The organism is Seonamhaeicola marinus (assembly GCF_008085455.1).
The window spans coordinates 25,651-49,857 of sequence record NZ_VSDQ01000409.1 but is presented as its reverse complement, the minus strand read 5'-3'; the positions used below and the strand labels follow the sequence as shown (position 1 = coordinate 49,857).

Annotated in this window: 21 protein-coding genes; 2 read left to right on the top strand and 19 right to left on the bottom strand. The window is 32.7% G+C overall.

Features of this window, described 5'->3' with window-relative positions:
* Positions 1 to 25: 25 nt before the first annotated feature.
* Positions 26 to 2,296 (top strand): DUF7133 domain-containing protein, encoded by a 2,271-nt coding sequence (locus tag FUA24_RS05430; protein ID WP_148540355.1) that lies wholly within the window; start codon positions 26 to 28, stop codon positions 2,294 to 2,296.
* Between the two features lie 4 nt (positions 2,297 to 2,300).
* Here the strand turns inward: FUA24_RS05430 and FUA24_RS05425 are convergent, their stop codons facing one another.
* The 12 genes from FUA24_RS05425 to FUA24_RS05370 form a co-directional block, all read right to left on the bottom strand.
* Positions 2,301 to 3,458, bottom strand: coding sequence for a right-handed parallel beta-helix repeat-containing protein (locus FUA24_RS05425; protein WP_148540348.1), 1,158 nt, complete (start codon positions 3,456 to 3,458; stop codon positions 2,301 to 2,303).
* Positions 3,459 to 3,634: 176 nt separating this feature from the next.
* Entirely contained in the window at positions 3,635 to 5,293 is a 1,659-nt protein-coding gene (locus FUA24_RS05420) for a HEAT repeat domain-containing protein (protein ID WP_148540347.1), read from the bottom strand.
* A 143-nt stretch (positions 5,294 to 5,436) separates the two neighbouring features.
* The gene (locus tag FUA24_RS05415; RefSeq protein WP_148540346.1) at positions 5,437 to 5,943 is read right to left on the bottom strand and encodes a cupin domain-containing protein; all 507 of its coding nucleotides are present in this window, start codon (positions 5,941 to 5,943) and stop codon (positions 5,437 to 5,439) included.
* Complete coding sequence (locus FUA24_RS05410; protein WP_148540345.1) at positions 5,940 to 6,563, bottom strand: FMN-dependent NADH-azoreductase; 624 nt, start codon at positions 6,561 to 6,563, stop codon at positions 5,940 to 5,942. The genes FUA24_RS05415 and FUA24_RS05410 overlap by 4 nt, the downstream gene beginning before the upstream one ends.
* Positions 6,564 to 6,624: 61 nt before the next feature.
* Positions 6,625 to 7,455, bottom strand: coding sequence for a sigma-70 family RNA polymerase sigma factor (locus FUA24_RS05405; RefSeq protein ID WP_148540344.1), 831 nt, complete (start codon positions 7,453 to 7,455; stop codon positions 6,625 to 6,627).
* A 116-nt stretch (positions 7,456 to 7,571) separates the two neighbouring features.
* Positions 7,572 to 8,666 carry a leucine-rich repeat domain-containing protein gene (locus FUA24_RS05400; RefSeq protein WP_148540343.1) on the bottom strand — a complete coding sequence of 365 codons (1,095 nt, stop codon included), beginning with the start codon at positions 8,664 to 8,666 and terminating at the stop codon, positions 7,572 to 7,574.
* Positions 8,667 to 8,873: 207 nt separating this feature from the next.
* A complete protein-coding gene (locus FUA24_RS05395) occupies positions 8,874 to 9,851 on the bottom strand; it encodes a transglutaminase family protein (protein ID WP_148540342.1) in 978 nt (325 codons plus the stop codon).
* Positions 9,852 to 9,855: 4 nt separating this feature from the next.
* Positions 9,856 to 10,785 (bottom strand): alpha-E domain-containing protein, encoded by a 930-nt coding sequence (locus FUA24_RS05390; protein WP_148540341.1) that lies wholly within the window; start codon positions 10,783 to 10,785, stop codon positions 9,856 to 9,858.
* Positions 10,786 to 10,789: 4 nt separating this feature from the next.
* Positions 10,790 to 12,232 carry a circularly permuted type 2 ATP-grasp protein gene (locus FUA24_RS05385; protein ID WP_148540340.1) on the bottom strand — a complete coding sequence of 481 codons (1,443 nt, stop codon included), beginning with the start codon at positions 12,230 to 12,232 and terminating at the stop codon, positions 10,790 to 10,792.
* Positions 12,233 to 12,433: 201 nt separating this feature from the next.
* Positions 12,434 to 13,093, bottom strand: a complete 660-nt coding sequence (gene msrA / locus FUA24_RS05380; protein WP_148540339.1) for a peptide-methionine (S)-S-oxide reductase MsrA — start codon at positions 13,091 to 13,093, stop codon at positions 12,434 to 12,436.
* Positions 13,094 to 13,202: 109 nt separating this feature from the next.
* Entirely contained in the window at positions 13,203 to 13,982 is a 780-nt protein-coding gene (locus FUA24_RS05375; protein WP_148540338.1) for a zinc ribbon domain-containing protein, read from the bottom strand.
* Between the two features lie 3 nt (positions 13,983 to 13,985).
* Positions 13,986 to 15,080, bottom strand: a complete 1,095-nt coding sequence (locus tag FUA24_RS05370; protein ID WP_148540337.1) for a Nif3-like dinuclear metal center hexameric protein — start codon at positions 15,078 to 15,080, stop codon at positions 13,986 to 13,988.
* A gap of 145 nt (positions 15,081 to 15,225) precedes the next feature.
* Here FUA24_RS05370 and lpxK point away from each other — a divergent pair, with 145 nt between their 5' ends.
* Positions 15,226 to 16,233: a tetraacyldisaccharide 4'-kinase gene (gene lpxK / locus FUA24_RS05365; RefSeq protein WP_148540336.1), complete on the top strand. Its 1,008-nt coding sequence runs from the start codon at positions 15,226 to 15,228 to the stop codon at positions 16,231 to 16,233.
* Here the strand turns inward: lpxK and FUA24_RS05360 are convergent.
* The 7 genes from FUA24_RS05360 to FUA24_RS05330 form a co-directional block, all read right to left on the bottom strand.
* A complete protein-coding gene (locus tag FUA24_RS05360; RefSeq protein ID WP_148540335.1) occupies positions 16,223 to 18,460 on the bottom strand; it encodes an ATP-binding protein in 2,238 nt (745 codons plus the stop codon). The two genes, lpxK and FUA24_RS05360, sit on opposite strands and share 11 nt — an antisense overlap.
* A 61-nt stretch (positions 18,461 to 18,521) precedes the next feature.
* Positions 18,522 to 19,505, bottom strand: a complete 984-nt coding sequence (gap, locus tag FUA24_RS05355) for a type I glyceraldehyde-3-phosphate dehydrogenase (RefSeq protein ID WP_148540334.1) — start codon at positions 19,503 to 19,505, stop codon at positions 18,522 to 18,524.
* Positions 19,506 to 19,508: 3 nt separating this feature from the next.
* Positions 19,509 to 20,387, bottom strand: a complete 879-nt coding sequence (lipA, locus tag FUA24_RS05350) for a lipoyl synthase (protein ID WP_148540333.1) — start codon at positions 20,385 to 20,387, stop codon at positions 19,509 to 19,511.
* A 36-nt stretch (positions 20,388 to 20,423) separates the two neighbouring features.
* Positions 20,424 to 21,662, bottom strand: a complete 1,239-nt coding sequence (locus FUA24_RS05345; protein WP_148540332.1) for an NRAMP family divalent metal transporter — start codon at positions 21,660 to 21,662, stop codon at positions 20,424 to 20,426.
* Positions 21,652 to 22,548: a hypothetical protein gene (locus FUA24_RS05340; RefSeq protein WP_148540331.1), complete on the bottom strand. Its 897-nt coding sequence runs from the start codon at positions 22,546 to 22,548 to the stop codon at positions 21,652 to 21,654. The genes FUA24_RS05345 and FUA24_RS05340 overlap by 11 nt, the downstream gene beginning before the upstream one ends.
* Positions 22,549 to 22,551: 3 nt before the next feature.
* Positions 22,552 to 23,100, bottom strand: a complete 549-nt coding sequence (locus tag FUA24_RS05335; protein ID WP_148540330.1) for an RNA polymerase sigma factor — start codon at positions 23,098 to 23,100, stop codon at positions 22,552 to 22,554.
* A complete protein-coding gene (locus FUA24_RS05330; protein ID WP_148540329.1) occupies positions 23,091 to 24,203 on the bottom strand; it encodes a glycosyltransferase in 1,113 nt (370 codons plus the stop codon). The genes FUA24_RS05335 and FUA24_RS05330 overlap by 10 nt, the downstream gene beginning before the upstream one ends.
* Positions 24,204 to 24,207 lie beyond the last annotated feature (4 nt).

The following is a 24,207-nucleotide window of genomic DNA, read 5'->3' as shown; positions in this document are numbered from 1 at the left end:
TTCGGCCTAACAATTAGCCTATTTTATGAGATTAAATAACTTTCATGCCCATTTTGTAAAGGTTTTGTTTCTTGGTTTTGTAGTGATTAACTTTTTTAACCTATCATGTAAACCAAAAGAATTTGAAGAACCTTTTATTGCTCTAGATGACTATCATGTTGAAGAAGGATTCAATCTTGAAGTTGTAGCTTCAGAACCATTTATTGAAGCTCCAGTAGCTATGGATTTTGACAATAAAGGAAGAATGTGGGTTGTTGAAATGAAAGGGTATATGAGAACATTAAGTGGCGCTGGTGATGATTTACCAAACGGCACGATTTCAATTTTAGAAGATTTGGATAACGACGGCGTTACAGATCATGCTAAGGTGTTTTTAGATAGTTTGATTTTACCGAGAGCCATAGCGCATGTATACGGAGGCCTGTTATACGCAGAACCACCAAATTTATGGTTTGTAGATATTGAAAACGACAAACCAAAAAATAGAGTTTTAGTTGATTCTCTATATTCTGATGGGGGCAATGTTGAGCATCAACCCAATGGATTGCTTATGCACATTGATAATTGGATTTATAATGCTAAATCTAATTTTAGGTATCAAAGAAAACAGAATAAATGGATAAAAGAACCAACCTCTTTTAGAGGGCAATGGGGCATTAGTAAGGATAATTTTGGAAGGTTGTATTATAATACCAATTCAGTGCAATTATTAGGCGATTATGTTCTTCCTAATACACTTATTGAGAATAAATTCTATAGACCTAAAGCAGGTTTAAACAAAAAGCTAACACCAACTCAAAGAGTTTACCCTTTACACGCTACCTCTGTTAATAGAGGTTATGTAAAAGGTGTTTTGGATGCCGATAGTATGTTGGTTAATGTAACTTCTGCCTGTGGACCATTAATTTATAGAGGGGATACCTTTCCTTCAGAATTTAATGAAAATGCCTTTGTTTGTGCTCCCGAAGCGAATATTGTAAAACGCAATATTTTATCTTTTGAAGCAGACAAAGTAACGGGACATCAAGCTAAAGCTAACCAAGAATTTATAGCTGCAACCGAAGAGGGGTTTCGTCCTGTAAATCTTAATAATGGGCCAGATGGAAATTTGTTTGTTGTAGATATGCATAGAGGTATCATACAAGATAAAGCATTTATGACACCATATTTGTATGACGCCTTAGAGCGGAAAAAAATGGACACCCTAATTGGTATGGGACGCATTTTAAAGGTTACTAGAAATGGTGTTACTAAAGTTTCTCAAAGCATTGATTTAGACGCCTTGAATACAACAGAATTAGTAGAATTACTTAAAGATAATAATGGCTGGTTAAGAGATAGAGGGCAACAATTGCTCATTCAAAGGGATGATAAGAAGTCAATTTCTAAATTAAAAGAACTACTTAAGACTTCCCAGAAAGAAGTTACACAGATGCATGTGCTTCATACCTTAAATGGATTAAATACCTTGACCTTTGAAGACATAAAAGCCTTGCTTTTAAATAGTGGCAATACAAAAACGAAATGTCATGCTCTTGTACTAGCTCAGGAATTTGCAACTAAAGAAAACGTGTCTATTTTTAAAACGGTATTGGAACATCTGATTAAGGAAAATAATCCTGAGGTTGATTTGTACGTGTTAAGTTCATTACAAAATTGGATGCAACTAGATACTAGTTCTTTCTTTCCATTAGTTTACCAATTATCGTCAAAATACAAAGAGAAAAAATTGTATCAAGAGGCATTAGTAAGTAGTCTTGGTGGTTTAGAATTGGATTACTTAGCGTTTTTAAAGGATAAAGAAACCTTGGTTTTAAAACCTATTTTAGACAATGTTGTTTTAAACAGAAAAAACAAAAAGCAAAATTATATTTATACCAGAAAAACCAATGGAACGGACTCAAGAACGGCTGGCTATAAAATTTACAAAAACATCTGTGCAACGTGTCATGGTATTGATGGAGAAGGTATTGAAAGTCTAGCGCCTCCGTTATTAAAGTCCGATTACATTACAGAAAATTCAGAGAAAAGACTAGCTCTAGTATTACTGCATGGGTTGTCTGGTCCTGTTCATGTAAATGGAAAACGTTATGAGTTAAATACAACCATGCCAGGATTGGCTAATAATGCAGATTTTACAGATAAAGATATCTTAGATATTATTAGATATTTAAAAAGTGCTTTTGCAGGAACTACTGAAAAAATTACTATTGATGAGTTAAAGATGCTGAGGAATCTTAAACCTAAAGATGGTACAGTGTTTACTGAAAAAGAATTGCACGAGCTAACTCAATAGAAACCTAGTTTTTAATCAGAAAATAATTAGGCATGTCTTCTTTAGATATACTGCCAAAAGTTTTCCCGTTAAAGGTCGCATTGGGATCAATTTTAAAGGTCATCGTTTTTTTAGTGGCAAAACCAGAAATAATTTTTTCTTCGGAATTGATGTTATTGTTGCCTTTTATTTTTAAAAAGCCTTTGCCATAACCAATTGCAATAGCGTGTTGCTTACTATGAGTAATGGTGTTTCCATCTAAGGTAATATTGCTTGAGCCAAAATCAATTTTCTCATCATTAGGGATTTTACGCCCATTGCCATGACCTGTGTAACCTGTTGAAAAAATAATAATAGCGTTTCCAACATCGTTTTTCATGGTGTTGTTTTTTATGAGCACATCTCTTGTGTCATGTTCAATATGAATAGCCTGAGAATATTTTTGTAAACCACCGTCCATTCTGGAATTGTTTTTTATAATAGCATTCCTTGTATTAGCAAGGGCTATATTAAAGCGTTCTGCAACGTAGAATATACAATCATCGATTACAATATTGGAATGGTCTATTAAATTGGTATCGGCAAATGCGTTGTCTATACTTATTTGATGATCACCACCTTCAAAAGTACATTGCCTAACTAAGAAGTCTTTTAGGACAACAGAATCAAAGGTCTGCAAACTAAATTTGCAGTCTTTAAAATAGGTGTTTTCAACATTTACATGGGTAAAGTCACCTCTGAAATCTACACCAGTGTACCTGCTGTTTAAAAAATAACATGCCTTTATAGTTATGTTAGAAAATACGTTTCCTTTAGTCTCAATTCTAAGTAAGTTGACAGCGTTTTCGAAACGGAGATTTTCGAAATGTGTGTTGCTAGCCTTTAGTAAAACTAAGTTGCCTTTTTTTTCGGTTTTATAAAGTCTGAATTTTTGATTTTTAGAACGGTTTTTCCCCTTAAAAGTGATACCCTCTTTAGTAATAACAAAAGGTTTATCGCCATTCTTAAATTCAACATCTAAATCGACTAAAATAACATCTCCAGATTGCGCTTGTTTGTAAGCTTTATAGAGTTTTTCCGAAGACGTTCCTTTAAATGAAGATACTTTTATGGTTTTAGCTTGAGCAGTAATACTGCCTATAATTAATAAAATAGAGGCTAAAAGCTTTAGCGTTGCATGCATACTTTAATTTTTATGTCAAAATTAAATACTAAGCGTCATATTAGATGTTACGTTTGAGTTTATGTTTAAGACAAATGATTTTTTTGAAGAGAAATAGGAGGGGTTGGGGAGTTTGTTTAGTGATTTGTGTATTGCATATTGGGACGCGCCCCAGGGAGAGCCATTGTTAGGACACGTTATTTATTCCAGTTATTAATTGTTTTATTTACAAATTCGGAGATATGCTTCGAATCGCTATTCTTGAAAGTTAGAATATATTTCTTTGCTTTAATCCCTTTTAATTTTGATAATGCTATTAGATAGTAATAACAGTTTCCATCACTTCCTTCTCTTTCTTTTTCACTTATCTCAATAATTCGGTCAATTGAACTTTTATCATTCAAGCTTGCAAGTCCAATAGATGCATTTCTGTTCATTGAAAAACCCGAATCTTCATTGTAGATAACATCTTTGAAAATTCCTTTATGTTCTTCTCTTGGAAAATTAGACAAATATTCAATCGCAGTTCTTTTCCATTCAGAGCTTTTATATGTATTGTAAATATCTACATAAACAGTTTGAAGTGAATCGACATTATTATTGACTAGGATTTCCGTAATGGGTGAGACGCGTTTTCCTGGTTTTTTAAGTAATTCGACAAGCTTCGCTATTACTGTTTTGGATTTAGTGTTTCTTAATGCATCTACAGTCCAATATCGAACAGATGAATCCTCGTTGTCCATGTAGTTCAGAAATATTTCTTCTGAAATAGAATCTTCTCGATTTTCAAGAACTCTAATTAATTCTTTTTGAATAGTTAGATGTTTTGTCGTTTTCAAAGCAGTTTGAATATCACTCAACAAATCATCAGAAAATAAAAGAGGCTTTCTTAAAGTATTGAAATAGTATTTTTCAGGGATTTCTCTGCTTGAAATAAGATTAAGCCAATATTTGACACTTTCAGGGTTCTTTGATTTTAAAAATCCATTTAAAATGTCTTTGTTGACAGTTTCTTCGGAATTAGCAAGTTCTTTTAAATAGTCTACATCTTCTTTTGTAGGACTATTTGCTAATGCTTCGATAGCAATAGCACGAGTTTTTGTACTGTCTAACAAAGGAATAAAAGTTTCCTTTAGATTTCCCATTTGTAATTCTTTTACAGAATATATTGCATAGCCTTTTTTGTTATAGTCCCAATTCTTTACAGCATCGAGTAATAGTTGTTCAGTTTTTTCATTCTTTCCAGTTTTTGAAAGTAATTGTGCGGAGAGAACTTTGGCTTTTAAATTCGTATTATTTATTCTGCTGTAAGCTGTATTTTGAAGGGAGTCCTTGTTTAGCTGGAAATACATAGGAATCATATGACTATCTCCAAAATTCTCGTTCTCAATTAAGAAGTCAAAAAGAGGCGTTGTATGATTTGTTTGTAAATACATTAGCGCCATTCCACACCAAATTAGGTTTCCTTTAGTTTTTTCTGTTTTCAATTTTTCTAAAAGTACCTTTTCGAAACTTTTATCCCCAGCTCCTGCAATTACGAGGTAAGAAAGCAACCTATGGTTTGGATTGTCTGAATTTAGTAAAGTTGTGATACTGTTTTTATAATCATCAGTATTTTTAAATTCCGAAAGCGGATATTGGACTATTTGTTCGTTTTTTATACTTGCAGTTAGTTGAGTTATGTCACTATGAGGCGTTAGTAAATTAGAATAAGTTCTAAACATTTTATTCAAATCGGATTCGCCAAATTCTGTTTCTGTAGCATTTATAAAATCCCTTTTAAAATCGTCAATATTCTGTCCGAATGAAGCGATTGAAATTAAAAATGTCACTAAAATTATGATGAGTTTCTTCATTACGTTCTAATGTACTCTAATGATCTTATGTACATAAACAATTGTATACTATTTATATCCAGCTACAACGAATGTAGTTGAAAATATTTACAAAACAAAGAAAGGTACTACAAAAAAGGCTTAGTATACACTAAGCCTTCAATCTAAGTTCTAACAGGAATCATGTTAGACGTGTCAACAGGAAAGCTGTCGTATTTGTTATAGAGCTTTAAGTATTTTTCTGGATTAATGGGGACTTCGCCTAAGGTTTCATGAAGGCCTCTAAAGAAACCCTCTCTTTTTTGCGAAGGATTAAACAATAGGGTAAGTTCTACCTCTTCATTAGTGTCATTTTTAAAACCGTGAGGTGTAAATCGTGGTACGTAAGCTATAGTTCCAGCTTTAGCGGTGTATTCTTTATCTGCTACTTGAATGGTAAGCGTACCTTTATCTACAATAAAAGTCTCGTCCATAAATCTATGATAATGCAATTTTGCTCCAATAGCCATTGGCGCCAGTTTAATTTTGTAAACCCCAAGTTCATCGTTAGAAAGTTCACTGGTTACTTTAAATGTTAAAGAGAGTCCATTCATAGAGAACGTTTCTCCCTCATTAGGTTGCAATATTGTTGCGTTATCTTCTAATTGATCGTTAAAATAATCGGGTGTCATAAGGCAAAACTTTTAAAGGTGTTTAAAATATTATCTTGTTGAATCTTTAAATTGTTTTCTGAAATATCTGGATGAGCGGTACCTTCTAGAGAGAACAAAGCTTTTAACTCAATACCAAGAAAGCCCAAAATAGTTTTTAAATACGGTTCTTGAAAATCTAAGGATTCCATAGGTGTACCTTTATAAACAGCGCCTTTTGTTGTGATGGCATAGGCAGATTTGTCTTTTAACAACCCTACATAACTACCATCAGTATCAACTTTAAAAGTTACTCCAGAGCGTATTACATGATCTAAGTAAGCCTTTAATTTTGACGGAACATTTAAATTGTAGAGCGGACTACTAATTAAGATATCATCTGCAGATTTTAGTTCTGCAATTAACGCGTTTGAAAATGCGAGTGCTGTTTTATGCGTTTCAGAAATGTCATTTTCTGGTATGTAAAAGGCGGTTACTGTTTCTTGACTTAAATGAGGCATGTTTTGTTTGGTAAGGTCTCTGTGTATTACGTTGCCATTTGGGTTGACTTCCTTCCATTGTTTTACAAAGAAATCTGCTAAAGTTTTAGACTGAGAGCCTTCAGTCCTTAGACTAGAGTCTATTCTTAAAAGTGTTTTCATCTTGTATTTGTTTTGTTCAAGAGTAAAACAAATAGACGTTTAAAAATGTGACTAATTTTAATTAAGAAATGCGTTTTATTTTTTCAGGGTCTAAAATGGCATATATATTTTTAATGACTTGATTCTGAATTTCAAAAACTTGACAAGCCACAAGTTTATTGCCAGAATAGAATAATAACGCAGGTTGAAAATTTATTCTTGAAACTTTAATACGTTGCTTAGATTGGAAGGTTTTAAAGACGTAAAACAATAGATCTGATGTTTCTTTTTTACCGAGCGTCTGTTTTTTAACCACTTTAATTGATGCGCCTCCATCTGCAACTAGAGATACGTCTTTTGACAGTAATTGTTCTAGTTTTTTAGCATCACCATTTTTTATGATTTCAATATAATTGCCCATAAAATTGGTATAATCTGGAATTACATTGGCATCTCTATTAATGTTTTGCGTTTCTAATTTTTGTTTAGCCCTACTAAGTAGTTTTCTTGAGTTTTCTATAGAAATTTTAAAAATGTCAGCAATCTCTTTATGAGAATAGTCAAAACCATTTTTTAAAATGAAAACGGCACGTTCTTTTGCATTTAGTTTTTCTAATAGTATTAGAAGTGAATAGGATAAGGCTTCCGTTTTACTTATATCTTTATCTGCATTTTCGGTTGAAATTGGTTCTGGTAACCAAATGCCATACCTAGTATTTTTATTGCGTTTTCTTTTTAGGTTGATGGCACTATTTATGACTGAGCGAATAAGATATCCTGTTTTGTTTTGAATATCTTTTTCTTGTAGTGATAGCGATTTTACAATAACATCCTGAACGATGTCTTTAGCATCATCAACCGAACCTAAGATGTTATAGGCGTATGGAAATAGTTTCTTTTGATAGTTTTCCAATGTTTATAATTTAAGATTTAAATTATAACAAACAAGATATGGAAAACGTGACAAGATTTTAAGATTTAATGTTTCGTTTTAGAAATTTCCTAAGGAACTTAAATGTAATTCTGTTATTAGTTACAGTTTAAGGCATACGAATCATCAGAATCTTTAATCCAATTATCGGGTATATCATTTAACTGCGTCTGATTTACTTTAATACAGGTCAAAGGGTTCTCGGAGGACTTAAAAGATATCAAACGCGTTATACCACTAATATCAATGTGAGCAAGAAGATTATCGGAAAAAAACAAAGTGCCTAAATTTAAGTTGTTACTAACATCTAAACTTGTTAATTGATTCTTATCACAATACAATTCTTTGAGTAAAACGTTGTTACTTATATCTAAACTTGTAAGTTGATTGTCAAAACAAAACAGATGTGTTAAAGCGGTATTGTTACTTATGTCTAGACTTGTAAGTAAATTGTCGCCACATCCAAGTGTAGTTAGTAGAGGGTTATGGGTAACATCCAATTCTGTTAATTCATTTTGCGCACAAGTAAGCCAATATAATTCGGGGTTATTAGATACATCTAAACTAGAAATACCGTTTGGGGAACATGATAAAACGCTAAGCAAAGTGTTTTTGGTTACGTCTAACTGCGTTAAAAGATTGTCTCCACATCCTAAATTTGATAAATCAGTGTTTAAACTCACGTCTAAATTTGTTAGTTGGTTACCTGCAACAGCTAAAACACTTAGGGCAGTATTAGAATTCACATCTAATTTGGCTAATTGATTGTAACTACAATTTAGCCATGTTAAACTTAAATTAAGACTTACATCTAAACTGGGTATGCTATTAAAACTACAATCAATTTTAGTTAAGGCAGTATTCTTTGTTACGTCTAAATACGTTAGTTTATTGTCATTACAGATTAAGTGGGTCAACGCCGTAAAATCTTCAATGCCTCTTAAATCGCCTATGTCCAGAAACGCTAAGTTCATTTCCGTGACATCCTTAATGTTTTCGGTTAAAACATAATTGTCTAAAACATCATCAAAACCTAATTCAATTAATTTAGTCTCAAAATTATCATCAGGGACAAAAGTTGTTTGTAAATCGGGCTTGTTGTTGGCAGAATCATCTTCATTACAGCTATAAGTGCTAATTAATAAGACTGAAAGTATTAAATATTTAAGATGAAAAGGACGAAATGGTTTCATGAAACACTTAATAATTTAGTTAGTGGCTTTTGCAGGTATTGTTAAAGTTTATCTTTCAATATAGGTGAAAAATTTTACAAAACAAAATAGCAATGCTCACTATTCCAGCCGTTTATTCTGAATGGGAAAACTAAAGTAATGGATTAAGGCGTTTCGTTTTGAAGTGTATTTTCGATACTCCTCTTATGTTTTAAAAGTAAATTTCCATTATTGTTGTTGCTGTTGCTGCTGTTGGATGAACTCCAAGTTTTGGCGGTAGCTGTTTTTTTCAGTATTTCTTATTTGGGCCTTTGACTTTTCGGCATCTGTTGTTGGGCTAATAACTATAGTACCATTAGTTTTGGTAGTGCTTACATGTACTTTTACAAAAAGACTATCTGTAACACTACCTTTATATACGCCTTTAACAGGAGTACAATCTTTATAATTTCTACCTACGGCCAATTTTACGTGGAATTCTGAAGCTATTAAATTATTAGTGGGGTCTAAACCTAGCCAACCGTAGTAAGGAATATACACTTCAATCCAAGCATGGGTGGCACCTTCACCTCGGGTTTTAGAATCACTTGGGCAAATATACCCGCTAACGTATCGGGCTGGAATACCTGCCATTCTAACCATTTGCAACAGTATATTTGTAAAGTCTTGACAAACCCCTGCTTTAAGCTCCCAAACAAGATCCAGTTTAGAATCTACATTGGTAATACCCTGAATATATTTGAAATTGGTATATATGAATTCGCAAAATTCTAATGCTAGTTTATATGGTGAAATATTGGTTTTGTCTTTGGATTGGATTAGGTCTAATATTTCAGGAGTACCATCAAAAGTGATGTATTTAAAGTAATCTATAAACTGGGTGTCCTCTCTTAATGAATCTAAAAGGTCCCACTGGTTTTCTGGTGTAGCCGTGTCCTCTGGAAATTGAACTGGGTGTGTAATAACTTCAATATCCGATTCAATAGAAAGAAAGTTATGAGGCTCAACCAACATAAAAGTGCCGACCATATTCCCAAAAAAATCTTGATAGGAGTTCACATTTGGACTGCCATTAATTGTTATTCTTTGGGAGGTTACTTTTTGATATTCGTTGTTAAATGGATATAGTCTAATTTGGTTAGCACCATCAATAACGGTTCCACTGTAATTATATTTGGTGATGTGTTTTATGTAAAATAAAGCCATTAACTTAAGTGCTTTGGGTAGAAAAATACACGTTGTTTATACTCATTGAAATATCTCTAATGTCGCCTTTTATGCTTTCAATAAAATTTTCTAATCCTTGAGCGTTAATATTATCTGTTGTCGTGTATTTTATAGTACTTTCCAGTTTACCTAATAAAAACTCTAAATCGTTTTTTACAAGCTCATTGGTAAGTATGAGATGATTAATATGTCTGCTTAATTTGTTAATGCAATAATACAGGGATTTTGGAAATAATTGCTCTTTAAAAATAACCTGAATGATCATGTCTGATTGAAATATAGGCTTATATTTCTTGGTATAAAGCTGATAGGCTCCAACCGAATGTAGCAGATTTTTCCAATGAAAACTTCGTTCTAGGCTATCGGAGGTCTTTGCAATTTTCTTGAGTTTTATAGAAGTAATATCTGAAATTTGAATAACCCGTTCCAAAAACTTACCAACATCCATAAAATAATAGGCTGGTCCACGCTCTTGGGTAATATCTATATTTCCATAATATAACAACTGATACATAAGAAGTTGATCCAGAAAAAAGACGGGGTCATTTTGCTTTAAATCTCTTCTAGTCCTTGAGTCATTGAGATAGAGGTAATAACTGTTTATGGCAAACCAGATTTCCCTGGGTATATGCTCTTGAACACTTCGTGCATTTTCTCTAGACTTTGTGACTAAATTGGTAATGGAGTTAGGGTTGTCATTATCAAAAACCATATACTCAATACAGCCAATTGTGTCTTTATAATCTACACTACTATTTGGGTCACCGTAATTGGTTATTATAGGTTTCCAAGAAAACATATCTGGAGAATCTTGATATGCCGAATAGTTTGTTTTTAAAAGGCTTAAAATGTTATAACCGCGTTCCATATAACGGTTCATCCAAATCAGATTATTTGCTACTCTACTTAACATGATTTTATTTTATTACCCAAGTATCCTTACTACCACCACCCTGAGAACTATTTACAACTAAAGACCCTTTTTTTAGCGCTACTCTGGTTAAACCACCAGGACAGATTTCAATACCATCTGGTCCGTAAACGGCAAAAGGTCTCAAGTCAATACATCTTGGGGTTAACTGTCCGTCTATAAAACAAGGGGTTGTAGATAATTTGAGTATAGGTTGTGCTATAAAAGCGGAAGGGTTTTTGTCTACATTTTTTAAATAATCGCTAATTTCTTCATCAGTTGCTTCATGCCCCATCAGCATACCATAACCACCGCTACCATCGGTTTTCTTAATGACCATTTTAGATATATTCTTCTTAACATACTCCAAATCTTCAGGTCTTCCCAATTGGTAGGTCTCTATATTTTTTAGAATGGGTTCCTCGTTGAGGTAATACCTTATCATATCGGGAACATAAGTGTAAACGGCCTTATCATCGGCAATTCCAGTTCCAGGTGCATTGACTATAGTTACATTCCCCTTTCTATAAGCAGACATGATTCCTGCTACACCCAAAACACTATTAGCGTTAAATTCCATAGGGTCTAAGAAGTCATCATCTACTCTTCTATAAATAACATCTACACGTTTTAGCCCAAAGGTGGTTTTCATATAAACTATATGATCCTTAACAACTAAATCTGAGCCTTCAACCAGTTCTATGCCCATTAATCTGGCCAAAGTGGTATGCTCAAAATAGGCCGAGTTGTAAATTCCGGGTGTTAGTAAAACGACATTAGGATTATCCTGGTTGCTACACAAGCGTAACTTTTCATAAAGGATATTCGGATAGTCGGATACCGAAAGTACACTGCACTTTGGCAAAATACCAGGGAAAATTCGTTTGGAAATTTCACGATTCTCTAGCATATAGCTTACGCCAGAAGGTGTTCTTAAATTGTCTTCTAGAACATAAAATTCGCCATCAGTATTTCTAATTAAATCCACACCAGTGATGTGTACATAGATGTCAAAAGGAGGTGTTACACCTTTCATCTCCCTAAGAAAGTAGGGACAATCATAAATTAATTTAGCAGGTATTATCTCATCTTTAAGGATAAATTGCTCGTTGTAGATATCTTTAATAAAGAGATTCAACGCGGTAATGCGTTGTTTAATACCATCCTCAATTTTTTTCCATTCTTCTGAAGTGATAATCCTTGGAATGATATCGAAGGGGAAAATTTTCTCAATACCTTTTGAGTCGTTATAGACAGTAAAGGTTACTCCTTCTTTTATAAATAATTGTTTAGATAGTTCCTCCTTTTTCGAAAGTTCTTCGATAGAGGTATTGTTTAAATAATTACTTATTGTTTCGTACTGCCTTCTTAACTTTAGGTCTTTGGTATACATTTCATCCCAAGTGCCAGAAGATAAGTCGTATGAGGAAGCGATTAGTGAATTATGCATACTTTATCCTTTGAGAGTCATTCAACCAAATTTAATTATTGTTGAATTATTTTCAAAGAATATTGATTTTGTATGAATAATAATTATCAATATGCGTAAATATGTAAATATTTTGTATGTATTTAATAATTTACGTTTGAGAAATTATGATTTTATCATTTTTTTAATAGAATTTCTTTGGATTAAACTGAAAATAAGGACTTAATGAGCCGTCTTAAGTAATTCTTTAGGGAATTTAGCTTTAAATCGATTTAATCTTGGTATTGAAATTCGTCTTATATAGGGATGATCTGGATGAAGACGTTCAAAATTTTGGTGATAGTCTTCGGCAATCCAAAATTTTTGAAACGGGTATACTTCAGCAGCAATTTCTGCATCAAGCTGTTTCGCTAAGGCTTCTTTTTTCTTAAGAATAATAGCTTTTTGTTCATCATTTTGATAAAAAATAATTGAGCGATATTGAGAGCCCTTATCAGGTCCCTGACCATTAACTTGGGTTGGGTTTTGAGAGGCAAAGTATACATCAACCAGCGTTTCAAAGCTTACAACCTTAGGGTCGTATATAATTTCTACAGCTTCGGCATGTCCTGTACGCCCTGTATTACTTGCTTCGTAAGTAGGTCTTTTGGTATGTCCACCAGAATACCCAGAGATAGATTCTTTAACACCTTTAACACTTTCATAAACGGCTTCTACACACCAAAAACATCCACTGGCAAAATAGGCTTTTGCTAAACCATTTTCTAAAGGAACCTCTATGGGTTTCGCATCAAGAACTTTGGCTTTTTGTTTTTTTGTTTGCGCTGAATTTTGACAACTGAAAAAAAGCGCTAAGGCTAAAAGTGTTATTACTTGCTTCATAAGATATTTTTTTAATAAGACGTATAAAATTACAAAACCTTAACGGGAGATGTAAATAAAAAAAGCCTTCACAACGTGAAGGCTTTCAGTATATATTATTTTAATGGATTTAAAGTTTAGCAAACATTTTTTCCATTTTAGCTTTTTGTTCTTCAGCTAAAACAGCGTCAACTAAAATTCTTCCACTATGTTCATCTGTAATTACTTTTTTTCTTGAAGCAATTTCCACTTGAATTTGAGGTGGAATAGTGAAGAAAGATCCTCCAGAAGCACCTCTTTCAATAGGTACAACTGCTAAACCATTTTTTACACTGCCTCTAATTCTTTCGTAAGCAGAAACTAAACGATCTTCAATTTGAGTCTTGTAAGCCTCAGATTTTTCTATTAAAGCTTGTTCTTCTTTTTCAGTTTCAGCTAAAATATCATTTAATTCACCTTTTTTGTGTTTTAAATGTGATTCACGTTCTTTTAAACGTTCTTTAGTTTCAGAAATAACTTGTTTTTTCTGTTCAATTTGTACTTTGAATTCTTTAATATGCTTTTCAGCCAATTGAATTTCTAATTCTTGAAACTCAATTTCTTTAGATAAAGAGTTGTATTCTCTGTTATTTCTAACATTTTTTTGCTGCTCGTTATATTTTTTAATTAGAGCTTTAGACTCTTCAATTAAATTTTTCTTAGAACTAATATCATTGTCTATTACCTCTAAACTAGCAACAAGTTTTTCTAATCTTATGTTTAGTCCAGCTACTTCATCTTCTAAATCACGAACTTCTAAAGGAAGTTCTCCACGTACATTTCTAATTTCGTCTATACGAGAATCTATTAGTTGTAAATCGTATAAAGCTCTTAAACGCTCTTCTACAGTTACTTCTTTCTTTTTAGCCATACTTTAAAAATACTTAACAGGATTGGTGTTGGTGTTTGATAAAACGACTGCAAAATTAGTGATTTTTTTTGTAAGATACGTTACTAAAAGGTTTTTTGTGAACTGTTCGCTTTCATAATGTCCTACATCTGCTAGTAATATTTGGTTTTCGGCAGTAAAAAAATCATGATATTTAAGATCTGCAGTAACAAATACGTCTGCCCCCGCAGCCTTTGCGGCATTTATAGCAAAACTACCAGAACCACCTAATACAGCTACTTTTTTTACGGTTTTATTCAGTAATTTAGAATGTCTCACACAGTCCGTTTGCATAGATGTTTTTAAATGAGATAGAAAATCGGTTTCGTTCATGTCCTTTTCGAATTCACCAATCATGCCCATGCCAATATCCTTATTTTTATTTTCGATAGTTATTACCTCATAAGCAACTTCTTCATAACTATGTGCGTTTAATAAGGTATTAATTACCTGTGCTTCTAGGTGTTTAGCAAAGATTACAGAAATTTGCGTTTCTTCTTCACTATGCATTGTACCCTTTTCTCCTAAAGTAGGATTGGCATTGTCATTACCTTGGTATGTACCTAGACCATCTGTATTAAAACTACAATTACTATAATTTCCAATATGTCCTGCGCCGGCATCAAATAAAGCTGCTCTTAAATCTTCCGCTTCATTTTTTGGAACATAAGTGGTAAGCTTTTTTATAGTTTGCGATTGCGGCATTAAGATCTTTTTATTGGTCAATCCTATTGTATTGCAAATCATATCGTTTACACCTTGAATTGCATTGTCTAAAGCGGTATGTATGGCATAAATGGCTATATTATGTTTTATAGCTTTGAGAACCACACGCTCTACATATGATTTACCAGTAATTTTTTTCAAACCTTTAAAAATAATAGGGTGGAAGCTAACAATAAGATTACATTCCTTTTCAATAGCCTCGTCTACAACGGTTTCTAAAGTATCTAGAGTAACAAGAACACCTGTTAGCACCTCATTTTTATCACCTACTAAGAGTCCAACGTTATCAAAGTCTTCTGCATATGCTAAGGGAGCAAGTGCTTCTAGATGATTAATGACATCTTGAATAATCATATTTATTTTTGCGATTTGATTATTAAACAAATATAAAATATTTACTTTGCCTTGGTAAAACATCTCATGATAAACTTAATAGATGAGTACTTGCAGCGATTGTAGTGTTGCATTGAACTTGTAATAGTTGAGAAACAGTAAATACATGACATTATTTAGATATATAGCATTTCCTTTTGTGCCATTTTATTATCTAGCCACTTGGGTTAGGAATAGATTGTATGATAATGGTATTAAAAAGTCTTTGTCTTATGAATTTCCTGTTATTTGTGTTGGAAACCTAAGTGTTGGCGGGACGGGAAAAACGCCAATGATTGAATTTTTAGTTAATGCTTTAAAAGATGACTATAAATTAGCAACATTGAGCAGAGGTTACAAGCGTAAAACAACAGGTTTTCAATTGGCAAATGACAAAAGTGATGCTGAAAGTATTGGAGATGAACCTTTTCAGTTTTATTCAAAATTTAAAGAAGCTATTCAAGTAGCTGTTGATGCAGATAGAAATAATGGCATTAAAAACTTAATGTCTCTTAAGAATTCTCCTGAAGTGATTTTGTTAGATGATGCCTTTCAGCATAGAAAGGTAAAGGCTGGATTTTATATTCTGTTAACCACTTATAATAACCCGTACTGTGATGATATTCTTCTACCGACAGGAGATTTAAGGGAGCCAAGAAAGGGCGCCAAAAGAGCTGATGTTATTATAGTTACAAAATGTCCTGATACTATTAGTGAAGTTGAAAAAGAGACTTTAAGACAAAAACTAAAGCCAGAGAAATATCAAGATGTATTTTTTAGTTCTATTAGTTATGCTGACAAGGTGTACTCTCAAAAAGACGCTATGGCGCTAGAAGGGTTAAGGGAGTTTACTTTAGTTACGGGAATAGCAAATGCCATGCCTTTGGTAAACTTCTTAAAGGCTAAAGGATTAAAGTTTCGGCATTTGAATTATAAAGATCATCACGATTTTTCTAATTTGGAGATAGAAAGCCTAAATAAAGAAGCTTTGATAATTACTACCGAAAAGGACTTTATGCGTTTAAAACAATATGAAGTTTTAAAGTCTAAGCTTTACTATTTACCTATTGAGGTTAACATAGATAGGGAAGCAGTTTTTAATGATTTGATAAAAGCCTATTTAACTAAGCACTAGCTGTTCTATCTTGTTTTGGAGCTAAGGCATTATACAGTTTTTTCTCAAACTCTTCTTGCTTAAAAGGTTTCGGAATGATATCTGTGAAACCAGCTTCTTCAAATTCATGCATTTTATCTTCAATGGTAACAGCTGTAAGCGCAAATATGGTTAATTCTTTATCAAAAGATCTAACACGTTTTGTGGCTTCTATACCACTAATACCTGGCATATGAATATCCATTAAAATGAGATTGTAGCCATTAGTTTTAATCATTTCTACGGCATCTGTACCATTATCTATGATATCACATTTAAGTCCCATTTTAGTCAAAATCTTTTTGGTAATCATTTGGTTGATTTTGTTGTCTTCAACCACCAAGATTTTAACATTAGTAAGGTCTAACTCCGTATTTTCCTTATCAAAGTAACTCGATTTTTTCTCTTTGGCTTCTTTCTCACCAGTGAATTCTAATGGTATGTCAAAGAAGAAGGTTGTTCCCACTTCTAACTTACTTTTTACATGAATTTCGCCTTTTAAAATATCTATTAAACCTTTTACAATAGATAGACCTAATCCCGTACCACCATATTTTCTGTTGATTTGAATTGAACCTTGATTGAAACTTTCAAACATGTTATCCTGTTTCTCTTGGCTAATTCCAATTCCATTATCTTCAACTTCAAACCTTAAGGTATACATTTTATCCTTAATTTCCATTTGGTATACTCTTATCCATATATCACCATCTTTAGTGAATTTGATAGAGTTACCAATTAAGTTAATTAGGATTTGCGAGATTTTAATTTGATCCGCGATAAAGTTTTCAGGAAGATTTTTATCGTATTCAAAATGAATTTTTACGTTATTATCTTCTGCCGAATTATTAAGCGCTAGAATAATATTATTAATCTTCTTTCTTAGATTAAATGGTTCTGGCTCTAATTCAACTTTATTAGCTTCAATTTTATTTATTTGAAGGATATCATTAATGAATGTTAATAGATAATCTCCAGAGAATTTTAAAGATTTTAAATGCTGAATTTGCTCTGGCTTAGGGTTTTCTTCTAAAAGCATATTACTTAAACCTGTAACAGCATATAGGGGCGTTCTTAACTCATGAGTTACAGTAGATAAAAAGTTAGCTTTAGTTTTTGAAGCAAGTTCTGCTTTTTCTTTAGCAATAATAAGTTCTCCATTCTTTTTATGAAGCATATTATTGGTTTTCAATCTTATATTATTGTTCTTATATAAAGATAATGTTAAAAGGGAAAGAATAGTAATAAGCGCAACGCTTAAAATTGTTATCAGATTTCTTACACCATCGTCTTCTTCTTCAGCTTTAGCTTGCTCTTTCAATTTCTCATTTTCTGCTATGGTTGTTTGCAAAAGGTCTTGAGTTTCTTGATCTTTTGTAGAGCTAAACCTTGTTAAGTCTCTAATAGAATCTTTTAATTTTACATGGCTTTTTAAATAGTTTCTAGATAACTGATAATTCCCAATATTGTTATGAAGATTACTAGACATTAAGTAGCCTTCATTAAGTATGGCCATGAAGTTATTAGCTTTGGCTATTCGTAGTCCTTCATTAGAAAGCTCAACAGCTTTTTCGTTATCTCCTAATTTGTTATACACAAAGGCATGAGTTAACAGACCTTCACTTTGTATTTTTAGTAATTCGGATTTTTTTGCATAGGCTGTAGATTGTTCTAGCACCGACCTAGCTTCTCTGTATTTTTTTAATAGGATATACGTTTTTCCCTCAAGTAACAACGTTTCAGCAATACCTTTATCGACACTTTCTTGTTCGTATAGGTTTTTAGAAGATTTTAAATAGTCCAACGCCTGGAAGTAATCTCCTTTACTAATGAAAACTTCACCTAAAGTTCTATAGGCATCTGCTAAATGAGCATCGTCCTTAATTTCACTTAATATTTTTATAGCTTTATTTAAAGTGTTAAAGGCGTTATCTTTTTCCTCTATTATAAGTTGTAGTTTACCTTTAAGTGTATAAATAATACCTAGATTTTTCTTCAAGTCATTCTCCTCAGCAATTCTAAGCGCTTCATCTAAATTTCTTTGAGCTTCCTGGTAGTTAAACTTTTCTAGGTAGTTAGCAAACTGTTCAATGCGACCATTAATGTTGCTTTGAACTATTTCGGGATCATCGTTCATGCCCTTTTGCGCCCAAGTAAAGGCACTAAAAAGGAAGATAAAAACGAGAGTATATAGTTTGGTTTGGGACATTTTGGTTCAATCTTGTCAACAAATATAAACATTTTATCGACAAAAAGTGCTTTTTGTCCGATTAATTGCATATTAAATCAATAATTCTCTGAGAATATCCCGTTTCATTATCATACCATCCTATAATTTTCACCATATTATTAATTACCGATGTCATTTGAGAATCAAAAACGCATGAATGTGTATTCCCAATGATATCTATGGATACTATTGGGTCTTCGGTATACTCTAAAATACCTTTATAATTAGTTTCTGAGGCAGTTTTGAATGCATTATTAATGTCTTCAATAGAAACGCTTCTTTTTACATTAAAGGTAATGTCGGTTAAGGAGCCATTTATAACTGGTACTCTAATACCACACCCACCAATTACATTGGATAAATCTGGAAAAATTTTTGTCAAAGCCTTGGCGGCTCCTGTTGTAGTGGGGACGATAGATTGTCCTGCAGCCCTAGATCGTCTTAAATCTCTATGAGGTTGATCGTGAAGACTTTGATCTGTTGTATACGAATGCACTGTTGTTATATAGGCTTGATCGATGCCACATAATTCATTGACAACATCTATCATTGGAGCGGCATTATTAGTAGTACATGATGCGTTAGAAATTATAGTTTCGCTACCATCTAACTGATGGTCATTAACACCTAGTACTATGGTTTTGATGTCATCTTCAATGGGAGGAACACTTAAGATTACTTTTTTTGCACCATTTTTTAAATGATATTGAAGTTCTGAAGATAATTTGAATTTTCCCGTAGATTCAATTACATAATCTACTCCAAAAGGCGTCCAATCAATGTGTTTTGGGTGCTGTTCTCTTAATAGGGCAATTTTTTCATCATTAACTATGATGTTGTTTTCCTCTGATGATACAGCGCCATTAAAAAGCCCGTGAATACTATCATACTTAAGCAAGTGACTAAGAGTTTTGGCATCGGCTAAGTCATTGATAGCAACAACTTTTATGTTTTTGTAATTTTGAAGTAATCTAAAAACACGTCTTCCTATTCTACCAAAACCATTTATGGCTACAGTAATCATGTTCTAATGAATATGTTTTTGAGCTCTATAAGATGAACGCACTAAGGCACTACTTTCTACATGCCTGAAACCAAGACCAAGTCCTACTTCTTCAAATTCTTTAAACTCATCGGGAGTAATGAATCGTTTTACGGGAAGGTGTTTCTTGGAAGGTTGTAAATATTGCCCAATGGTAACCACATCTACATCATTTTCTTTTAGGTCATGTAGTGTCTCTATGACTTCTTCTTTAGTTTCTCCTAAACCAAGCATAATTCCAGACTTGGTACGTCTTTGACCTGCCTGTTTTAAATATTTTAAAACTCCCATACTTCTGTCATATTGCGCTTGTATCCGCACTTCTCTGGTAAGACGTCTTACAGTTTCAATATTATGTGATACCACTTCTGGTGCTACATCTACAATTCTATCAATATGTTGTTCTATACCTTGAAAGTCTGGTATTAAGGTTTCTAATGTCGTTTCCGGGTTCATGCGTCTTACGGCTTTCACAGTCTCAGACCACATAATACTTCCCATATCTTTTAAGTCATCTCTATCTACACTGGTTAATACCGCATGTTTGATTTTCATAATCTTAATGGAGCGCGCAACTTTTTCTGGTTCATCCCAGTCCACAGATTCTGGTCTCCCAGTTTTTACACCACAGAAGCCGCAAGATCTTGTACAAATGTTACCTAAAATCATAAAGGTTGCCGTTCCTTCTCCCCAGCATTCTCCCATATTAGGGCAACTACCAGATGTGCATATTGTATTAAGTTTATACTTATCTACTAAACCTCTTAACTCGGTGTATTTTTTTCCTGTTGGAAGTTTTACACGAAGCCATTTTGGTTTAGGTTTTCTTTCTGGTAATATATTAGATGAAATTTCTTTTTGCATAGTCAAAAAATGAAAAGCAAAGATACAAAGTATTCTTTATAAAGTAGTGAGATACCAAACACTAAAACCAACTAGAAAAGTTATGCCGCACCAACTTAAAATCTTCATGTTTTTGTTAGGGTGCCATTCTTTTGGTGTATGCTTTCCTGATATTAGTTTAAAATTTATATAGGCAAAAAACGGCGCTGTTATAAATGAAAGAATCGTAGCAATTCTTATAAGTAACCCCATTTCTGAGGCAAGAAATAAAAAGATTAAAATGGTACCGAAAAATAAAACGACAATCCAAAAGCTATATTTAGAAAATGTGTTTTTGTTAAAAAGCAATTCACTTGCTTTAGCCATTGTTCTTGGAGAAGCATCTAATGTTGTTAAGGTGGTACTAAACATAGTGGTAAAAGCAGCTATGGCAATTATAATATAAGCCCAATCTCCTAAGCTTTGTTTGTACATATTAATTAACTGACCTGCAAATTTACCTGCAGAATTGCTAAATGTTTCACCGCTGTTAAACATTACTAAAGCCCCTAAAAGCAAAAAGCCAATTCCCAAGATAATCGTACTGATATAGCCAATATTGAAATCAAATAATGCCGATTTATAGTTCTTGTTTTCTTGTTTTTTCTCTACAGCCCAAAGTGAATGCCAAACAGCAACATCTAAAGGTGCAGGCATCCAGCCCATAAAAGCAATTAAAAAAGTAATTTCTAATGTGTTTTTTGGTAAGATTTGTGAAAATGAAAGTGGTGCTTCGTTATTACCAAATGCAAAACTCACAGCAATAATTGTACTAATAGTAAGGGTAATTATTATGAGCTTCATTAGTCTATCTAAGAGGTTATATTTACCAATAATGAGAAGCAATACGCAAACCAATGAAATAACAATTGTCCAGGATTCTATACTTGTAATGGTTCTGTTACCTACGGTGAAGGGCGCAATATTTCCAAATAAATTAGAAGCTAAACCGGCCGTAACAATAGTAACAGCCGTTTGGATGGTAAACATCGTGCCAATACTCAACACATAGTATATGCCCAAAATGCCTTTGCCAAGTTTTTTGTAGCCATCAATTAAACTTTCTCCTGTGGCCGCTACATATCTTGGGCCGTACTGAAAAAATGGATATTTAAATAAATTTACAAGTAATAATGCCCAGAGGAGACCTAAACCAAAATCGGCACCAGCCCTAGTAGATTGAACAAGATGAGATACTCCAATGGCGGCGCCAGCAAATAACAGACCTGGACCTAAATGTTTTAGTTTAGTAATCAAAAATTGATGCTGTTTTAGTTCTAAATTTACTTCTTATGATGCTAAGATGTAAATTGTCAATGTAATAATATTCTAAGACTTTAGTAACATCTCGTTTGCCTTTTCCTCTTTGAGTAATTACAATGTTATCTATTGTAATTAAACTTCTGGGTTCTGTTTCAGAGCTAAAAACGGAAATTTTGGAATGCCTTAAACCATCACCTCTTTTTAAGTTTAATATCGCCTCAGATGGATTTTGGAGTAACTCTTCAACAAAACTCTTTTTATAAACTACACGTTCAAAGTCAAAATCTAAAAGCTCTTTTTTAAACCATTTATTATCTTTTTCAGAAAAAGGAATAGTTTCAAAATTTAAATAATGCTTAACAGCTATATAGATGATTATAGCAGCTTCACCTAACCAAATGGCCCATAATAAAACGCCTTTAAGTGTTGTTCCGTTTGAAGCACCAATAGACCATAGACCAACGTTACTAATATCTATCATTGTAGAAACAAAAATATCGGGTCTTATTAATAGGTTGAAGAAAAAATCCCATTCTTTAAATAGGAGCGCAGGATCTAGTTCATCGAAAGAAATAATAAAGATATAGCTTATCCATTGAAAGTAGATTGCTAATAGAGCTAATATAATGGTTATAACTATAGATTTTTTTCGATTTCTTATTTTAAAAATCATATTGAAGGCTCTACTGGTATAGCATACTATAAAACCGTAGGCAGCAACAATTAAAAAATTTAGATAGATAAAGGAAAGGTTTGCAATTAGAAGGCTGTAAAAGAAACTACAAAAAAGTAGTATTATGGCGCCGGAAAGAATAGAAAGTGATATGCTTAGGGGAGAAGCAATGCCTGATTCTTTATAGTAAAGATTTAGGGTACTCATAGTTTATTTACTTTCCTGAATAATATCGGCTAGTAGCTTTTTTGCTCTTAAAAGCTTTACCTTAATATTATTAATAGGCTCATTAAGTTCGGCTGAGATTTCTTTATAGCTTAACTCTTGAAAGTAGCGAAGGTTTATTACTTTTTGATAATGAGGTTTAAGCTTCTTAATATCTCTTAGTAGTTTTGCTAAGTGCTGCTCTGTAATGAGTTTGTCCTCGGCTGAAGGTGATTCATCTAAAATTTGATAAACCGATTTGTCATCATTTGAGATAACTTGGGTTATAGATTTTTTCTCTTTTCTTAATAAGTCTATATGGATGTTTTTAGAAATGGTGATTAGCCATGTTCCAAATTTATAGTTTTCGTCAAAAGTTTCAATTCTATCAAAGGCTCTCGAAAACGTTTGTATGGCAATATCTTCAGCATCATTTTCATTTTCAATGCGTCTTAGCTGAAAGCCATAAACATCATCCCAAAAGGTATCTAGTAAGAAGTTAAAAGCTTTTTGGTCGTTGGATTTAGCGCGCTTAATGGCTTCGTTTATTTCCAATGGTTAGGTTTTGAAATAAGATTGTTTATAAATATAGTTAATTGAATGATAACTAAAAAGACTTCTAAGACAGGAAGTAAATAAACAAGATCTTTTTCATGTAATTTTTTTGCAGAATAGTTGTAAACGATAATCTGAAGTATTGTTTTAAAGAGGAATATGCCTAATACTATTTGCCAATTAAATGTAGTTACAAACAAAATAGTAGCAAGTAGCCAAAACAAAAAGTTACAAGAGTAAATTAAGCTTAATAAAAACTTATGAATGAACTTATAATGCTTAGCAGTAGATACATGCCTTCTCTTTTGTATAAACCAAGATTTAAATGTTGTTTTGGGGATGGAACTGGTAAAGCTTTCTTCCGAAAAACTAAGGGCAGTATTCTTTTTTGTCGCGATTTGATTTATAAATAAATCATCATCCCCAGAACGCACTTTCATATGGTTTACGTAACCGTTAGCTTTATAAAACGCTTCTTTGGTATAAGCCAAGTTTCTACCAACACCCATATAGGGGAGACCTATTTTGGCAAAAGAGAAATATTGAATAGCAGTTACTAAAGTTTCAAATCTTATAAGTTTGTTTAAAAATGACTTTTTGATTTTTTGATAAGATCCATAACCCAAAACAATGGAAATCTCATTGTTGAAGTGGGAAGTCATTTCACTAATCCAAGAATTTGACACAGGCTTGCAATCGGCATCTGTAAAAAGCAAGTAATCATGAGTTGAAGCCTTAATTCCTAGTGTTAGCGCATATTTTTTATTGCCCCAAAAAGCTTCAACATTTTTTACATCAACAATTTTAATGTTATCGTGTTGTTTTGCAAATTGTTCCATAATTTCTGGTGTATCATCATACGAGGCATCATTAATTAAGACTACTTCAAAATTTGGGTAATCTTGATGAAGTATTGAAGGCAAAAAACTTTTTAAATTTTTGGCTTCATTCTTTGCGCAGATAATAATAGAAACAGGAACTTTTTTACTAGGTTTTTTTTCAATTTTGGAAAAAGAAAACCTACCAAAGAAAAAGGTGTAAAATATAACTTGAATAAAGACTACAGCAATAAATGCATAGTAAACTATTTCAAGTAAAATCATATGA

Coding starts and splice junctions, on each gene's coding strand:
- lipA (WP_148540333.1), bottom strand. CDS start 20,387: ATGCAAAAAGAAATTTCATCTAATATATTACCAGAAAGAAAACCTAAA.
- FUA24_RS05410 (WP_148540345.1), bottom strand. CDS start 6,563: ATGAAAACACTTTTAAGAATAGACTCTAGTCTAAGGACTGAAGGCTCT.
- FUA24_RS05400 (WP_148540343.1), bottom strand. CDS start 8,666: ATGAAACCATTTCGTCCTTTTCATCTTAAATATTTAATACTTTCAGTC.
- lpxK (WP_148540336.1), top strand. CDS start 15,226: ATGACATTATTTAGATATATAGCATTTCCTTTTGTGCCATTTTATTAT.
- FUA24_RS05425 (WP_148540348.1), bottom strand. CDS start 3,458: ATGCATGCAACGCTAAAGCTTTTAGCCTCTATTTTATTAATTATAGGC.
- FUA24_RS05385 (WP_148540340.1), bottom strand. CDS start 12,232: ATGCATAATTCACTAATCGCTTCCTCATACGACTTATCTTCTGGCACT.
- FUA24_RS05420 (WP_148540347.1), bottom strand. CDS start 5,293: ATGAAGAAACTCATCATAATTTTAGTGACATTTTTAATTTCAATCGCT.
- FUA24_RS05390 (WP_148540341.1), bottom strand. CDS start 10,785: ATGTTAAGTAGAGTAGCAAATAATCTGATTTGGATGAACCGTTATATG.
- gap (WP_148540334.1), bottom strand. CDS start 19,505: ATGATTACTGTAGCCATAAATGGTTTTGGTAGAATAGGAAGACGTGTT.
- FUA24_RS05330 (WP_148540329.1), bottom strand. CDS start 24,203: ATGATTTTACTTGAAATAGTTTACTATGCATTTATTGCTGTAGTCTTT.
- FUA24_RS05360 (WP_148540335.1), bottom strand. CDS start 18,460: ATGTCCCAAACCAAACTATATACTCTCGTTTTTATCTTCCTTTTTAGT.
- FUA24_RS05415 (WP_148540346.1), bottom strand. CDS start 5,943: ATGACACCCGATTATTTTAACGATCAATTAGAAGATAACGCAACAATA.
- FUA24_RS05375 (WP_148540338.1), bottom strand. CDS start 13,982: ATGGCTAAAAAGAAAGAAGTAACTGTAGAAGAGCGTTTAAGAGCTTTA.
- FUA24_RS05395 (WP_148540342.1), bottom strand. CDS start 9,851: ATGGCTTTATTTTACATAAAACACATCACCAAATATAATTACAGTGGA.
- FUA24_RS05430 (WP_148540355.1), top strand. CDS start 26: ATGAGATTAAATAACTTTCATGCCCATTTTGTAAAGGTTTTGTTTCTT.
- FUA24_RS05370 (WP_148540337.1), bottom strand. CDS start 15,080: ATGATTATTCAAGATGTCATTAATCATCTAGAAGCACTTGCTCCCTTA.
- FUA24_RS05340 (WP_148540331.1), bottom strand. CDS start 22,548: ATGAGTACCCTAAATCTTTACTATAAAGAATCAGGCATTGCTTCTCCC.
- msrA (WP_148540339.1), bottom strand. CDS start 13,093: ATGAAGCAAGTAATAACACTTTTAGCCTTAGCGCTTTTTTTCAGTTGT.